This is a genomic window from Pseudomonas sp. CFBP2511 (assembly GCF_030209255.1).
Taxonomy (GTDB): Bacteria; Pseudomonadota; Gammaproteobacteria; order Pseudomonadales; family Pseudomonadaceae; genus Aquipseudomonas; species Aquipseudomonas avellanae.
In genome coordinates this window covers 35,580-50,678 of record NZ_JARVSI010000035.1, presented here as the reverse complement: position 1 = coordinate 50,678, position 15,099 = coordinate 35,580, and the positions used below count along the sequence as shown (strand labels likewise).

Below are 15,099 nucleotides of genomic sequence, written 5' to 3'. Positions count from 1 at the left end.
TCGAAACAGTGGGATTGGAAACGGCGTTATTAAAGGAAGAAGTCCACACGGAAATAGACCGGCGCTTCGCGCTCGATCACATCGGGACGTTCCAGGGAGCGAGCGAAGGTCACCGAGGCGGCAACGTGCTGGCCACGGGTAAACAGCTCGAACGAGTTGCTGGACAAGCGACCATGCTGGTCGCCGTTGTAACGGTCATTGCGGATCACGCCCTGGTCGTAACCAGCCGCCGCGCCATATTCGGCAAACACCGGGCGCAGCCAGTCGAACGTCACCGGGCGGGTCAGGCGTATTTCATTGCGCCAATAGCCGCCGCTGTCGCCGGACAGAAACTCATCCTTGTAGCCACGCACTGATGAAGATCCGCCCAGGCTCTGGCGCTGCGGGCTGAACAACACATCCTCGCTACGCTGCCCGGTGGCCAGGCTGGTGAAACTCAGGTTTTCACCCCACACCTGAAACGGATGCAGGTAGCTGATAGTGCCGGTGTATTTGCGATAGCGTGCATCGGGCTGGCCTGGCCCGGGGTTGTGGTTGCCCTGCGCATCCAGAGCACCGATGCCCTGCTGCATGCCCAGGTCGATGTTGACGAACGCCGAGCCCACCCGCCGACCGTGGTTGATGCCGAACTGAGCTTCGGTGATACGGTTGCTGCTGACCGCCAGCTTGCTATCTTCGACATAATTGTTGGTGCGCAAGTACGCCAGCCCGGCATTGAGCGAGGTCTTGCTCAGGGCATCTCGGTACACGACGCGCTCGGCCTTGAACTGATGGTTCTGGCTGTCGCCGTCCTGCTTGAAGTTGATGTTGGATGACTGCGCCACCGAACGGTATTCGCTGGTGCTGTACAGGTAGCTGAACGTCCACCAGCCCCACGGCAGGCTGTAGGAAAGCGAGGCATTGCGAGAGGCTTTCTGGCGATCGCTGATCGCATCGTGACCGCCACGCAGGCTGAGCTGATCCGCCAGACCCAGCGGATTGTCCCACTCAAGCCCGGCATTCCATTGCTGCTCACCGGTACTGCGCTGCCCCTCGTTGGTACGCGACAGATTGGCCCGCCACGGCTTTTGCGGCGTGCTTTTGACCACCACATCGCTGCCGCCCACTTCTTTGCCGGGCGTCAGTTCCATCTGCGCCTGACTGGATGGCAGACGATTGAGCTGATCGACCATCTGCTCGATTTCGCGCAGGTTGACGATCTGGCCTTCCTGACCGGGAAAGGTCATGGCCAGTTGGCGATCCGACAGGCCACTGTCAGCCGCGCCGTGCAGTTTTTCCAGCTTGCCTTCGATGACCAGCACTTGCAGATCGCCCGTCGACAGGTCCTGCTGCGGCAGGTAGGCGCGAGTGGTTACCAGGCCCTTGTCGAGGTAGTGATCGGTGATGGTTTTGAGAAGGTCGTTGAGTTGCGCCACGCCAAGGCATTTGTTCTGAAAAGGCTTGATCAACGCGTCGCGTTCGGCAGGCGACAAGGAGTCGGCACCTTTGAGCTCGATACGACTGATAGTGAAACAGCGTGTGTCCTCAGGCGTCGCGGGCGCCACGGGCGTGGCCTGCTTGCCGGGCAACTCCTTGAGTTCGTCAAGGCGGCGACGCTGCTCTTCCAGCAGACGGTCCTGACGGTCACGGATAAGGTCTTGCACCCCGGGTGTATCAGCCGGAGCGGTAGCCGCAAATGCAGGGGCGGCCACGAGGGCGAGCGAGAGCAGCAGCGCCGTTTTGAGAGCATGGAGATACACAGTGCGTCCTTGCAGTAGCAGATTGACATCAAAAGGTTGGCAATACTAGATCGCCATCATCATGGCGTCAAATATTTGTATCGACCTTGTATCCGATTTATTGAACTTTATTTCAAAAAACGGTCCCGGCATCACGAGGCTGCTCCAGAGAGTCAACAACATTCTCTTTCAATCAAAAAAACAAATATCCGCACGCCACAAACACAACTAATATTTGCCAATGATCAAAGAATTGAAAACCCTCATCGCTGTCGCAAGAGAAGGCACGTTCGCCGCAGCGGGAGACCGTATCGGGCTCACTCAAGCGGCCGTCAGTGCGCAAATGCAGCGCCTTGAAGCGCAACTGGGTGTCGAGTTGTTCGACCGCAAGGGACGTTCGGCGCAGTTGAACCGGATGGGCCAGCAGGTGCTGCTGCAAGGTCAGGAACTGGTGCGCCTTTATGGCAGCCTGGGCAATTCGGCCACTGGCTCTGCGCCCAACGTGCTGGTGACGATTGGCGCTATCGCGTCTGTGCAGCGCTCGTTCCTGCCGGACGCGCTGGCGCTGTTTCACCGGCAATTTCCGCAATGCCGGACCCGGGTCATACCGGGCCTGTCGATGGACCTGGTCAATCAGGTGGACGCGGGCGAAGTGGACCTGGCGGCAATCATTCGTCCGCCCTTTTCGCTGCACAGCGATCTGCGCTGGACCACCCTCATGCGCGAACCCTATCGCCTTATCGTTCCGGCCGATCTTCAGGGTGAGGACTGGGCAGAGCTGATTTCAAGCCAGCCTTTCATTCGCTACGACAGGTCTTCTTTTGGCGGGCGGCAAGTTGACCGCTTTCTGCGTCAGACGCACGTTTCGCTGCGCGAGGTATGTGAGCTTGACGAGCTGGACGCCATTGTCAAACTGGTCGCCAATGGCGTTGGCGTGGCGCTGGTGCCGGAAACCGCGACCATTCAGGCGTGGCCCGCCGGGGTACGTGCTGTGGACCTTGGGCCGCACACGTTTCATCGCGATATTGGACTGGTGCATCGTGCACGCCGTAGCCTTGCCGAGCCGGTCAATGTGCTGGCTCGGTTACTGATAGCGCAGGTTCAGGACACACAGTGACCGGCCAGCGTGGCCCGGTCACTGTTACAGGAAGACATTACTTGGCGAACAACTGGCTCATGTCCTTGAACGCCTTGAACTCCAGCGCATTACCGCACGGATCAAACAGGAACATGGTGGCCTGCTCGCCGACCTGCCCTTTGAAGCGGATGTAGGGTTCGATCACAAATTTGGTGTCGAATGACCTCAACCGCTCGGCCAGTGCTTCCCACTGCGCCCATTGCAGAATGATGCCGAAATGCGGAACCGGCACGTCATGCCCATCCACAGGGTTGCTGTGCACGCTTTCCTGTGACGCTGTTTTCGGGTGTTCATGAATGACCAGTTGATGGCCATAAAAATCGAAGTCCACCCACTGCGCACTTGAACGCCCCTCGGCAAGCCCGAAGACTTCACCGTAGAAAGTCCGGGTGGCGGCCAGGTCATATACAGGGATTGCGAGGTGAAAAGGAGAAAGGCTCATCAGAACTCCAGGTACTTTTTTAGATTTCCAGGCAGGCAAACATCGACAGCGCCTACGGCGATGCAACGGTCTGCTGAACGCTGGCGTCATCCTAGGACCGGCTCACCAAAAATAAAATCAACATGTTTTGTTGGGAAGCACAAATAAAATTTGTGCTTCCCAGTGCTCGACCTGCAGTCGCTCAACAATCAGATACCGTGCGAATCACTGCTGCCCGGACAACTTCATGATCATTCGCGACAGCAGGTAGATACGCGGCGCCACACTGCCGACCTCGGCATATTCCTCGGGCGTATGAATGTTGCCGCCGACGATTCCGAAGCCATCCAGCGTCGGCGTGCCCACGCTGGCAGACAGGCTCGAATCAGCCGCCCCGCCGCTGCCTTCAATGGTCAGCTTGCGCCCCAATTCTGCGTAAATGCCTTGAGCCATGGCGACCAGCGCATCGGACTGCGCAGTTTGCGGCATCGGCGGCAGGCCACGGACCAGGCTGGTCTTGACCTCGGTGTCGGGCACCAGCTTATTGGCCGAGACCTTGGCGAGATCTTTTTCGATCCGGTCGAACTCTTCCGGCACTGCCGCGCGCACATCCGCCTTGGCGCTGGCTTGATCCGGGATCACGTTGGTGCGATCACCCGCCTTGAGCACAGTGAAGTTGATGGTGGTTTTCTTTTGCTCATCGCCCAGCTTGCCGAGCTGGAGAATCTGATGCGCCACTTCGGTGGCGGCATTGCGACCCAGTTCCGGCGCAACGCCTGCATGCGAAGCCTTGCCCTTGACTTCAACCAGCGCAGTGGCAGAACCCTTGCGCCACACCACCAGCCCATCGGCCGGGCGACCCGGTTCCAGGTTCAGCGTGACATCGTGTTCCCTGGCGGTTTTCTTGATCAGTTCAGTGGCGACCACAGAGCCGGTTTCCTCGCTGGCGTCGAGCAATACGGTGATCTGCGCGTAGTCGGTGAATTTCAGGTTGTGCAGGACCTTCAGTGCATAGATAGCGGCAACAATACCGCCCTTGTCGTCCATCACGCCGGGGCCGTAGGCACGACCGTCCTTGATGTGAAACGGCCGCTCGGCCGCCGAGCCTTCCTTGAACACGGTGTCCATGTGCGCCATCAACAGAATCTTCGCCTTACCGGTGCCTTTCAGGGTGGCAAGGACATGATTGCTGGCCTCCGGTGTGTTCGGCACAAGCTCGATGGTGGCACCAAGTTTTTTAAGCTCTTCAATCGCAATGTCGCTGACCTGGGTCAGGCCCCGCACGTAACCGGAACCCGAATCGATGTTGACCAGACGCTCCAGCAGCTTCAAGGCCTCGCCCTGGTATTGCTCGGCATCGGCCTGAATCACCTTGTGCGGATCGGCCATGACCATCGGCGTCAACGCCGTCAGCACAAAAGCGAGGCCCAGATGAGCAGCAAGCGGCGTGCGGGAAAATGAGCGCATGGTTGTTCCTTCCTTGTGTCGGATTAACGTCGATTTTCAGGAACATACCGCACAAAAGTGCTGACTGTCATGAGTACGCGCCGCTCAATGCCCCATCAACGAATCGATACCGTCCGGCTTGTCATGCACGCCAAACCGGTCCACCAGCGTGGCCGTCGCGCGGTTCATGCCAACGACGTCGACGCTAATGCCCGCCCTCCTCAGCTTCAGCACTACCTTGTCCAGCGCCGCCACGGCGGTGATGTCCCAGAAATGCGCCTCGCGCAGATCGATGGCCAGCGTTTCAACCTTCTCACGCAAGTCGAATGACGCTGTAAAGCGGTCGGCGGAGGCGAAAAAAACCTGGCCAGTGACGTAGTACGTGCGGTGGCTGTGCTCGGGGTCGCGGCGCGATGTGACGTCGAGATAACGCGCGATCTTGCTGGCAAAGAACATCGCGGCCAGCAGGGATCCGACCAATACGCCGTAGGCCAGGTTGTGGGTCGCAACCACCACGGCAACTGTCACCACCATCACGATATTGGTCGAGAGCGGGTACTGCCGGAGGTTGCGGATCGAGCCCCAACTGAACGTACTGATCGACACCATGATCATCACCGCCACCAGCGCCGCCATCGGAATACGCGCCAGCCAGTCGCCCAGAAACAGCATCATGATCAGCAACAGAATGCCCGCACTGAGGGTCGAGAGGCGCGTTCTGCCGCCTGATTTCACGTTGATCATCGACTGACCGATCATGGCACAGCCGGCCATGCCGCCAATCAACCCGCTGGCGATATTGGCAATGCCCTGCCCTTTGCATTCACGGTTGCGGTCACTGCTGGTGTCGGTCAGGTCATCGACAATGGTTGCGGTCATCATCGACTCAAGCAGGCCCACTACGGCCAGCGCAGCGGAGTACGGAAGAATGATCAGCAACGTGTCGAAATTCGGCGCAACGTCCGGCCACATGAAGGTCGGCAGGCTGTCAGGCATTGCGCCCATGTCGCCCACTGTCCGCACGTCGAGGCCCATGTAGATGGCAATGGCTGTCAGCACCAGAATGCACACCAGCGGCGACGGCAGCAGCCTGCCTGCCACGGGAATGCGTGGAAACAGGTAGATGATCGCCAGCCCGGCGGCGGTCATCGCGTAGACCGGCCAAGTGACATGGGTGAGCTCTGGCAGTTGCGCCATGAAAATCAGGATCGCCAATGCATTCACAAAGCCGGTGACCACCGAGCGCGAAACAAAGCGCATCAACTCCCCGAGGCGCAAGTACCCGGCGATAATCTGCAACACGCCGCAAAGCAACGTGGCCGCCAGCAAATACTGAAGGCCGTGATCTTTCACCAGGTTGACCATCAGCAACGCCATCGCCCCTGTGGCGGCAGAGATCATCGCCGGGCGGCCGCCCACGAACGCAATGACCACACAGATACAGAACGAAGCATAAAGCCCGACTTTCGGGTCCACGCCCGTGATGATGGAGAACGCGATCGCTTCCGGGATCAGCGCCAGAGCAACGACCAGCCCGGCCAGCACATCGGCACGGATGTTGGAAAACCACGTAGTTTTGATTTTTTCGAGCATGGAAATACCTATGGCGAACACAACAAGGCGCGCAGCAGCGGGTGCCGGACGTGCGTGTGCTTCAGTTTTCAAATGAGGGGGTAATGGCGTGGCAGCGGCCGTTAAAACGGGCACGGCAACAAGCGACTGCAGCAAAGGCAGTCAGGGTGTGGCGAGGGGGCGTAGCGCTAAGGCGGCGTAGGCAGCCAGTTGCAACGAGACAAGAGCGTTTCCTTAGAGGGTCGAAGGACGCGGGCATGATAGACCTATCCGTTTGAGGGGTTCAAGCCGGTTCTGACCGCTGGGGGTTGCGAGAAGCCCGGGGTTTTAGCACCCGACAAGGCAAACAAAAAACATCTGATACGGTTTTTTTGGCATATCTTCTTCTGTTTGCCAATCTCGTTTTCGCTCATGATGCACGTATCTTTTGCTCGAAGCCGCTAATGAAACGCTACGAAAAATTCGCCGCTGACATCTCGGAAATGATTCGTAGCGGCGTATTGCCCGCCGGTGAAAAAGTCCCGTCTGTCAGGGTCGCCAGTCGCACTTATTCGGTCAGCCCCGCCACCGTCTTCAAGGCGTATTACCTCTTGGAAGACAAAGGGCTGATCCAGGCCCGTGCGCGCTCTGGCTACTACGTGCGCGAGCATGCCGCCAATGCGCTGACCGAGCCTGAGCTGGTCCGGCACAGCAGTGAGGGCACGGAACTTGGGGTCAGTGATCTGATCTTTTCGGTCCTCGGTTCGCTCAAGAACCCCGACACCGTTCCCTTTGGCTCGGCATTTCCCAGCCCGCATCTGTACCCATTGCCGAGCCTGGCCAAATCGATGGCCTCAGCGGTAAGGGCGATGACGCCTGCGGACATTGTCAGTGACATGACCACCGGCAATTCCGAGCTGCGTCGGCAAATTGCCCTGCGTTACATGATGGGCGGCACGCGCCTGCCCGCCAATGAACTGGTGATCACCAACGGCGCGATGGAAGCCCTGAACCTGTGCCTGCAGTGTGTCACCGAGCCCGGCGATCTGGTCGCCATCGAAGCGCCTGCGTTTTACGCCTGCCTTCAAGTGCTGGAGCGGCTCAAGCTTAAAGCGGTCGAAATCCCCGTGCACCCGCGCGACGGCGTGGACCTGGACTCCTTGCAGGACAGCCTGCAACGCCTGCCGATCAAGGCTTGCTGGTTCATGAGCAGCTTTCAGAACCCGCTCGGCGCGAGCATGACTGAAGAGAACAAAGCCAGGCTTTACGACTTGCTGGAACAGCAACAGATCCCGCTGATCGAAGACGATGTGTATGCCGAACTGTACTACGGCGCCAAAGCGCCCCAGCCGATCAAAAGCCTGGATCGCAGCGGACTGGTGATGCATTGCAGCTCGTTCTCAAAGACCCTGGCCCCCGGCTATCGCGTCGGCTGGGTGGCAGGCGGACGCTTTACCGAGCAGATCGATCGCCTGAAACTCATGACCACGATTTCACCCTCTGTCCCCGCCCAGGCAGCGATTGCCGACTACCTCAAACACGGCGGCTATGACCGACACTTGCGCAAACTGCGCGACACCCTCGAACTTCAACAAGGTGCAATGCTGGCGGCTGCCGCACGTTATTTCCCGACCGGAACGCGCGTGACCAAACCGGTGGGCGGTTATTTTTTATGGTTCGAATTCCCCGAGCAGGTGGATTCGCTGCAACTGTTCCAGCTAGCGCTGGCCCAGGGCATCAGCCTGGCACCCGGCCCGATCTTCTCGGCCTCGCAACGCTTCAAGCACTGCGCACGCCTGAACTACGGCACGCCGTGGGATGAACGCAGCGAGCAAGCGATGGCCATGCTGGGGCGCATCATTGCGTCGTTTTGAGGTGTTTGCGTTCGGCTCACGTACAACTGATCCGTATTTTTAAGCTGTTTCTGAATCTGTACCAGAATCTGCCTGCGCAGGATAATGGCAACGCATTCAAACGCGCAGGACAACCGCCAGAAACCGGAGCCTGCGGCTCGTTACAGACAGATCAGTCAGCAGGAGACGCTCATGGGCAAGCTCGGACTTTCATTGATAGGTTTTTTATTGTTGGCGATTGCGGTGGGTTTGCTGGGGACTATTTCGCCGTATTGAGGGTCACAGTTGGTTGGCTGATCACCGTCGCCACGCGCTGATAAACGGCGACTGTCGACTCGCACTTCAGCCAGAAAATGCCGAGGGCCAGCCAGAACGAAAAAACCCGCCAAAAAGGCGGGTTTTCAGTTTCAGAAGCGCTGGATATTGCTCCTGAAATATAGTCTGGCTCCACGACCTGGACTCGAACCAGGGACCCAGTGATTAACAGTCACTTGCTCTACCAACTGAGCTATCGCGGAATGAGCGCTATGTTACTGATTAGGAAAAGGAAGTCAAGCAAGGGCTAAAAAAATTTCGGCGGCGCGGCTTGCGCGCGCCCAGTGTTACAAACACGTCTCAAGGTGGCTATAGAACGATCCTCTGCCCGCAGGCCGTAGGACTTTCAGGAGGTTACGACGGCTACGATGGGCTTCGAGCGGACCCCAAACAGGCCACCTCGGTTGTAGCAGATATACCGCATGCACCAGTTTTACTGCCGGTTCCCGGCAGATCGCGGGCAAGCCAAGCGTCGCCAGGTCAATCTGATCGTACTGAAATTGGCGTTTATGTCACATCAAGAAATATCTGTACCCGCCGACACCTCGGTCAGGTAGTCCCTTTCCCACGGCTCAGGTATAACAAAAAAATGGCCTCGCTCAAGACAGTGCAAGCTCGCTACACCGCAACCTTCGTGGGGTTCATGGCCTTGGTGATCGTTCTGACGGTTTACGGCATCGGTCAGTTCGTCTCCCCCAGGCTCACCGCCAACGATGAAAACATGCTGACCGCCAAGGCGGCAGATATCAGCAACGAGATCAAGACCGAGCTGGCCCGCGTGCAGGCGCAGGCGCGGGTGATTACTGAACTGGTGCCGCAGCTTTCCAGCGACGATATCGATCGTCTGCTGCCTTTCATGGTCAACCAGTACGGTGAGGCCAAGGTATTCGGCGGCGGGATCTGGCCTTTGCCGAACGTGCGCACGCCCGGTCGTGCCAAGCACAGCACCTTTTACCATCGCGATGCGTCGGGCAAGTTGATCGTCAACACTCACTGGAACTCGCCCGAGTCGCTCAACTATTTCGAACAGGGCTGGCATAAAGGCGGTTTGAACTCCCCTGCCGGCCAGTGCGCCTGGGCGCCCGCCTATCAGGACGCCGCCAGCCCGGAACCGCGCACCAACTGCGCCATGGCCATTACCAAAGACGGACAGCCGTGGGGCGTGTCGACCATCGACGTGACGCTGGGCTTTTTCAACAAGCTGGTTGAAGCCAAAGAGCAGGAAGTCCACGGCCGGATCATGATCATCGAAGCCGATGGCAAGATCTTGTCCAACGTGCCAGGCAGCAGCGACAAGATCGTGTTGCGCAATGTCTCCGAACTGGCCGCGCAGTCACCGTTCATCAATGGCATCAAGTCGGCGCTGGCCGCCAAAGGTACTGGCACGTCGCGCCTGACCTACCAGAACAGTGATGGCGAGGAATCGACGCTGTTTCTGATGCCGGTCGCGGGCACGCCGTGGCTGTTGGCGGTCTCGCAAAATACCGATTTGTTGAAAAGTCAGAGCGAGACGGTTCTCAAGACCCTGGCCTGGCTACAGATACCGATGGTTCTGGTCCTGCTGATCCTGATGATCGTCGCGCTGCGCACGCTGATGAATCGCTTGAGCGTGCTGAAAGTCAACATCGACACGCTGTCGGCTGGCGATGCCGACCTGACTCGGCGCATTACCGTTAAAGGGCATGATGAAGTCGATCAGGTGGGCGAGTCGGTCAACAACTTCATTGCCTATCTGCAACGCATGATGCTCGACGTCAGCAGTTCCACCAGCGAGATTGCCAGCGGTATCGAACAACTGCGCAGCCAGGCTGGCGTGACCAATGCGATTCTGATCCGTCACGCCAACGAGACTGATCAGGCCGTGACGGCGATCACCGAGATGTCCTCAACCGCCGACGAAGTGGCCCGTAGTGCAGCGCAGACCGCAAGCTTTACGCAGTCGGCCAACGAGAACGCGCAGGTCTCGAAAACCGTGGTTGCGGACGCTTCTGACAGCGTGAATGCACTGATCAGCGAGGTCGATTCGGCCACCAGCAAAGTGCAGTCGATGGAGCAGGACGCCAAGCGCATCAATGCAGTACTGGCGGTGATCGGCGAAATTGCCGGGCAGACCAACCTGTTGGCGCTCAATGCGGCCATTGAAGCGGCGCGTGCCGGTGAACAGGGTCGCGGTTTTGCGGTGGTGGCTGATGAAGTCCGCGCCCTCGCCGCGCGTACCCAGGCCAGTACGTCAGAAATCAACGAAATGCTCAGCAGCCTGCAACAGGGCGTCAGCGCTGCCGTCGCGGCGATGGAAAAAACCCGTCAAAGCTGCCAGGCCACTGCGGGAAAGACCACCGCCGTGACCACCGGGCTGGACGACATGACCCGTTCGGTGCTGCAGATCAACGACCTGAGCACGCAAATCGCCACAGCGGCCGAAGAGCAAAGCGCGGTGTCCGAGGAGATCAGCCGCAACATCATTGCTGTGCGCCACATCGTCGAAGAACTGGTCGAAGGTGGCTCCAGCAACGAGAGAAGCACCGCGGCACTGTCCGAGTCCAACACCCGCCTGATTGCGCTGGTACGACGCTTCAAGGTCAGTTAAGCCTGTGCGGGCCTGACGCGCCTTGCGTCAGGCCCGCTTTCTGCTTGCTTCGGCGCTACTTGATCCGGTAGTGAAAGGTATTTTTCACGCCGGACACCATCACCGCCCTGCCCTCGACGATCCTTGGCTGATAGCGAAAAGTCTCTGCTGCAGCCAGCGACGGGCGCATGAACAGCGGGTGGCAGCTGCCCTGCACTTGCGGGTTGACGACTTTGCCTTGCGGCGAGACGTCGTAGACCACCGTGCAATCCCCCTCTATGCCTTTGTCCAGCGCCCGCTCGGGGTAGTCAGGGGCTTCCTTGCTCAGCGGCTGGTATTGACTGCTGTCAGCGGCGGCCTGTGATTGTGTTTGCTGTTGTGTCTGTTGCTGCGCTTGCGATTGACGAGCACGCTCGGCGGACTGGCGCGCCTGCTCGGCCTGGCGTTGCTGCTCAGCCTGAGCCTGTTGGCGCTGCTGCTCGGCTTCCCGAGCGTTTTGCGCACGCTGGCGTTGCTCGCTTTCACGCTCGCGCTTTTGCTCGTCGACACGCTTGCGTGACAGCGCCGCCTGCTCAAGCTGGCGCTGCGGTTCTGCCTGCGGTTTGGGGGCTTCTAGTGGTTTTACCACCGGCGGCGGTGCAACCACGGGGGCCGGTGGTGGCGTTTGAACAGCTTCGGCAACGGCGACTGGCGCTGCTGACACAGGTGGGGGCGCTGGCGGCAACATCACCAGTTGGGTGGTCAGTGTTCTTGGCGGCTCTGGGCGTTTTTCCTGCGCGTTCCAGCCAAGCATCAGGCCGCCCAGCAGCGCACCGTGCAAGGCCAGCGCAACGGCAGCCGCCAGGCCATTGCTGCGCAGCAACGGCCCGTTCAGCCACTCGCGCGTTGGTGGGGCATCCTCGAGCGTCAGGGTCATGGTGGTCATTGCGGTGCCTCGGTCACCAGCCCCAACTGGGTCACGCCACTGCGTTGCAGCGCAGCCATGGCAGCGACCACCCGGCCATAATCGGCTTTGTCGTCGGCACGGATAAACACCTGGGTGTCCTTGCGCTCGGCAACCAGTTGGGCAATGCGCCCCTGCATGTCTTCCAGGCTGGCGGCCTGATCGGTCTGCGCCTGGGTGTCAAGTGTTTCACCGAGGTTCCAGTAGTAGCCGCCCTGCGCTTTGACGGACAAGGTCACGATGCGCTGCCGGGTATCGCTGGCAAGGGCCTCGCTGGCGATTTTCGGCAAATCGAGCTTCACACCTTGAGTGAGCATCGGCGCGGTGACCATGAAGATCACCAGCAGCACCAGCATCACGTCGATGTACGGCACGACATTCATTTCGGCTTTCGGGCCATGTTTGCGTTGCGGTTTGACCAGCATGGCAAGTCCTCAGGCCGCAGCGGCCATGTTGCGTGGCAGACCTTGCAGCGTGCGGTTGAGGCGCACCTGCAGTTCGTTGCCAAAGGTGTAGTAACGCGCCGTCAGGGTCTGGCCGCGTGCGGCAAAACGGTTATAGGCAATGACCGCCGGAATGGCGGCGAACAGGCCGATGGCGGTTGCAATCAACGCTTCGGCGATACCAGGCGCCACCGTGGACAGCGTGGCCTGTTGCACCTGCGACAGGCCGATGAAGGAATTCATGATCCCCCACACCGTGCCGAACAGGCCGATGTACGGGCTGACGGAGCCCACAGTGGCGAGAAACTGCAGGCCCTTTTCCAGCTGCAATTCCTGCTCGCTGATCGCCACCTGCAACGAGCGTTCGACGCCTGACAGCACCCCATCGGGATCGATGCCGGGGCTATGTTTGAGCTGCACGTACTCGGCGTAGCCGGCCTGAAAGATCGAGCCGATGCCGCCAGCATCGCGTTGGGCTGAAGACGCCTGCGCGTACAGCGGCGCCAGCTCGGCTTCGCTGCGAAAACGCTGCTGGAAGGCATCCAGCGAACGCTCGTAATGACGCAGGGCCAGGCTGCGCTGAACGATCAGGAACCAGCTGACCAGCGAGGCGAGCAGCAGAATCAGCATAACGGCCTTGACCAGCAGGCTGGCGTCGCTGATCAGGCCCCAGACGGTCATGTGTTCGAGTGTGGCGTGCATCGGGTAGTCCTCTGTAATGAAACGAATGATTAGCACCGCTTGATGACAAACGATTTACGGCAGCTTGAGGGTTTTCGTCACCTCGGCCCACGGCACGAACTTGAAGTTCTGCGCCTGTTCCGGCATGCGTTTGCGCCCGTCCTGAACCACCAGCATGCCTTTGCTCCACGGGCCGCCGAGGTTCATGGAGGTCACTTCGATGCCGTCGGTTTCCGAGGTACCGTCAATCCCGGCGCTTGCATTGAGGCCGACCCGAAACGCACCGCGCAGCGTGTAAGGCGGCTCGGCATCGACCACCACGTAGCTGTCGTTGCCCTGGCTCGAAATCACCAGATAGTCGTGGCCATCGCTCTGATACAGCGCCAACCCCTCGACATCGGCGTGCACCACGTCGCCCACCTTGATCACGCTGGACAGGGTCGCGGGCTGATCGGCACGCGCATCGACTTCCCAGACGCCAACGTCCTCTTCACCGAGAAACAGGCGTTGACGCTGGTCATCCGCGACGCAGCCTTCCGGCTGGGTTTCAACCTTGAAACTGCGCACCAGCTCGCCTTGCGCCTTGCCATCCGGCGCGCTGAGCCGGTACTGAAGAAAGCTGCCGTCCTTGCCATTGGCGAACGCATACAACTCGCCGCTGGCAGGCTTGAACAGGCAGACGCCGTAGATTTCCGCCAACGGCGTGGGGATCTCGCCCGCTTCACTGATGGCGCCACTGGCGCGGTCGATGCTGAACAGGCTCAGGCTGTTGCGGTCACGGTTGCTGGCCACCGCCAGATCGACGTTCTTTTTGCCGAGCATGAAACCGGGCCGGATATCGACGTTGTTCAAGCGCCCGACCGGCAGTTCCTGCAGTTGCCTGCCACTCAGGTCGTAGGCCAGCAGGCCCTGTTTCTTGTTGGTGCCCAGCACCCGGCTCAGCGCCTGATTCTGTGGGTTGACCCAGATGGCCGGGTCATCGGCAGCGTCACCCTGTCGACCGACGGGTTGGCTCTGGCTGACCGGCATGACAACGGGCAGCGGCGCAGCAACCGCCACCGGTTGTGGCGTCCAGCCTACTTCACCCTGATACAGCCGCTCGCCGTCGTTATCGTTGACCAGCACCTGCAAACCGTTCTTGTCCTGACGCGCAGACAAGCCTTCGGGCTTTTTCAGGTTCATTAGTGACAGCTCGGCGACCGGCGTCCAGCTCTCGCCCTTGTTCTGATAAAGATGTAAAGACTTGCCTTTCGGGTCCAGCGCCAGCAAGCCACCGGGCACGACGGCCATAGCCCCCGCAGCCTGCTTCACCTCGCCAAACGGCTCGCGCAAGGCCACCGGCTGACGGGCGACATCGGCTTCGGGGTGCGCCGGGTAGGCCCACCAGCCAATGTTTTCCTCGTTGACGAACAGCCGGTGCGCGGCGTCGTCGACCTGACAGAACTCCGCATTCGGCGGCAACGGCAGATTGCGCACCAAGCGCGGCGTGGCATTCACGTGATCGCCTGCGCCGACCAGCCATTGCTCACCCTTGCCCTCCTCGCCCACCAGAAACACAAACAGGTTGCTGGCGTCATCGCAGTACAGACACAGGCCTGCCACCGAGTAATCGCGGGCGGGCAGATAAACCGGTTTGGACCACTGCGCTTTTGCTGAATCAAGCTGAGTCAGCATGGCCTGCTGGCGGGTGTTGTCCAGCGTCGCGACCAGCACGCTGGCGCCTGTCAGGCGACTGTCCAGCCCTTGGAAAGAACCCGGCATGTTAGCCAGTTCGTGACCCTGATCGTCCAGCAACAACAAGCCAGCCTTGACGCTGGCGGCCAGGCGACGGGCCCCGTCGCTGCCTGGCAGGAAAGCTGCAGATTGAGCCTTGAACGCTGTTTTTTCAGCCCAGCGCGTCAGGCTCAAGTCAGTGGGCGGCGAGGCGTGTGCGGCACCGGCGAGCAGACCCAGCAGCAGCGTCAGGCAAGCCGGTTTGGGTGATAACGAAATCATCATGAAGGGTTGAATCCTTTGAATGAGCG

11 protein-coding genes, 1 tRNA gene and 1 pseudogene are annotated in these 15,099 nt (G+C 59.8%); 4 read left to right on the top strand and 9 right to left on the bottom strand.

Annotated elements, in window-relative coordinates; genetic code table 11:
• Positions 1-29: 29 nt before the first annotated feature.
• Positions 30-1,739: a ShlB/FhaC/HecB family hemolysin secretion/activation protein gene (locus tag QRN38_RS26305; protein WP_057418291.1), complete on the bottom strand. Its 1,710-nt coding sequence runs from the start codon at positions 1,737-1,739 to the stop codon at positions 30-32.
• A gap of 220 nt (positions 1,740-1,959) precedes the next feature.
• Between QRN38_RS26305 and QRN38_RS26300 the strand changes: the two genes are divergently transcribed.
• Positions 1,960-2,835 carry a LysR family transcriptional regulator gene (locus QRN38_RS26300; RefSeq protein WP_057418290.1) on the top strand — a complete coding sequence of 292 codons (876 nt, stop codon included), beginning with the start codon at positions 1,960-1,962 and terminating at the stop codon, positions 2,833-2,835.
• A gap of 37 nt (positions 2,836-2,872) precedes the next feature.
• Here the strand turns inward: QRN38_RS26300 and QRN38_RS26295 are convergent, their stop codons facing one another.
• The 3 genes from QRN38_RS26295 to QRN38_RS26285 form a co-directional block, all read right to left on the bottom strand.
• Complete coding sequence (locus QRN38_RS26295; RefSeq protein ID WP_005770885.1) at positions 2,873-3,298, bottom strand: VOC family protein; 426 nt, start codon at positions 3,296-3,298, stop codon at positions 2,873-2,875.
• 204 nt (positions 3,299-3,502) lie between these two features.
• On the bottom strand, positions 3,503-4,744 hold the full coding sequence (locus tag QRN38_RS26290) for a M20/M25/M40 family metallo-hydrolase (RefSeq protein ID WP_057418289.1): 1,242 nt from the start codon (positions 4,742-4,744) through the stop codon (positions 3,503-3,505).
• Positions 4,745-4,828: 84 nt separating this feature from the next.
• Complete coding sequence (locus QRN38_RS26285) at positions 4,829-6,316, bottom strand: SulP family inorganic anion transporter (protein ID WP_057418288.1); 1,488 nt, start codon at positions 6,314-6,316, stop codon at positions 4,829-4,831.
• A 422-nt stretch (positions 6,317-6,738) separates the two neighbouring features.
• On the opposite strand from QRN38_RS26285, the gene mapR reads away from it, so the two are divergent.
• Positions 6,739-8,148 (top strand): GntR family transcriptional regulator MpaR, encoded by a 1,410-nt coding sequence (mapR, locus tag QRN38_RS26280; protein ID WP_024668434.1) that lies wholly within the window; start codon positions 6,739-6,741, stop codon positions 8,146-8,148.
• 421 nt (positions 8,149-8,569) lie between these two features.
• Here the strand turns inward: mapR and QRN38_RS26275 are convergent.
• A tRNA-Asn gene (locus QRN38_RS26275) sits at positions 8,570-8,645 on the bottom strand.
• Between the two features lie 386 nt (positions 8,646-9,031).
• On the opposite strand from QRN38_RS26275, the pseudogene QRN38_RS28420 reads away from it, so the two are divergent.
• Positions 9,032-10,168 (top strand): annotated as a pseudogene (locus tag QRN38_RS28420) (cache domain-containing protein); the annotation flags it as partial.
• Positions 10,169-10,183: 15 nt separating this feature from the next.
• On the top strand, positions 10,184-11,029 hold the full coding sequence (locus QRN38_RS28415; protein ID WP_370687200.1) for a methyl-accepting chemotaxis protein: 846 nt from the start codon (positions 10,184-10,186) through the stop codon (positions 11,027-11,029).
• Positions 11,030-11,084: 55 nt separating this feature from the next.
• On the opposite strand, the gene QRN38_RS26265 is transcribed toward QRN38_RS28415, so the two are convergent.
• The 4 genes from QRN38_RS26265 to QRN38_RS26250 are packed head-to-tail and all read right to left on the bottom strand — an operon-like array spanning position 11,085 to position 15,073.
• Positions 11,085-11,933 carry an energy transducer TonB gene (locus tag QRN38_RS26265; RefSeq protein WP_057418287.1) on the bottom strand — a complete coding sequence of 283 codons (849 nt, stop codon included), beginning with the start codon at positions 11,931-11,933 and terminating at the stop codon, positions 11,085-11,087.
• Positions 11,930-12,376, bottom strand: coding sequence for a protein TolR (gene tolR / locus QRN38_RS26260; RefSeq protein ID WP_057418286.1), 447 nt, complete (start codon positions 12,374-12,376; stop codon positions 11,930-11,932). The genes QRN38_RS26265 and tolR overlap by 4 nt, the downstream gene beginning before the upstream one ends.
• Before the next feature lie 9 nt (positions 12,377-12,385).
• Positions 12,386-13,096, bottom strand: a complete 711-nt coding sequence (tolQ, locus tag QRN38_RS26255; RefSeq protein WP_057418285.1) for a protein TolQ — start codon at positions 13,094-13,096, stop codon at positions 12,386-12,388.
• A gap of 54 nt (positions 13,097-13,150) precedes the next feature.
• Positions 13,151-15,073 carry a phytase gene (locus QRN38_RS26250; protein ID WP_122223271.1) on the bottom strand — a complete coding sequence of 641 codons (1,923 nt, stop codon included), beginning with the start codon at positions 15,071-15,073 and terminating at the stop codon, positions 13,151-13,153.
• Positions 15,074-15,099 lie beyond the last annotated feature (26 nt).

Bases quoted from the DNA above. Each gene is read 5' to 3' on its own strand.
- QRN38_RS26300 (WP_057418290.1), top strand. From the start codon at position 1,960: ATGATCAAAGAATTGAAAACCCTCATCGCTGTCGCAAGAGAAGGCACG.
- QRN38_RS26295 (WP_005770885.1), bottom strand. From the start codon at position 3,298: ATGAGCCTTTCTCCTTTTCACCTCGCAATCCCTGTATATGACCTGGCC.
- QRN38_RS26290 (WP_057418289.1), bottom strand. From the start codon at position 4,744: ATGCGCTCATTTTCCCGCACGCCGCTTGCTGCTCATCTGGGCCTCGCT.
- QRN38_RS26285 (WP_057418288.1), bottom strand. From the start codon at position 6,316: ATGCTCGAAAAAATCAAAACTACGTGGTTTTCCAACATCCGTGCCGAT.
- mapR (WP_024668434.1), top strand. From the start codon at position 6,739: ATGAAACGCTACGAAAAATTCGCCGCTGACATCTCGGAAATGATTCGT.
- QRN38_RS28415 (WP_370687200.1), top strand. From the start codon at position 10,184: ATGATGCTCGACGTCAGCAGTTCCACCAGCGAGATTGCCAGCGGTATC.
- QRN38_RS26265 (WP_057418287.1), bottom strand. From the start codon at position 11,933: ATGACCACCATGACCCTGACGCTCGAGGATGCCCCACCAACGCGCGAG.
- tolR (WP_057418286.1), bottom strand. From the start codon at position 12,376: ATGCTGGTCAAACCGCAACGCAAACATGGCCCGAAAGCCGAAATGAAT.
- tolQ (WP_057418285.1), bottom strand. From the start codon at position 13,096: ATGCACGCCACACTCGAACACATGACCGTCTGGGGCCTGATCAGCGAC.
- QRN38_RS26250 (WP_122223271.1), bottom strand. From the start codon at position 15,073: ATGATGATTTCGTTATCACCCAAACCGGCTTGCCTGACGCTGCTGCTG.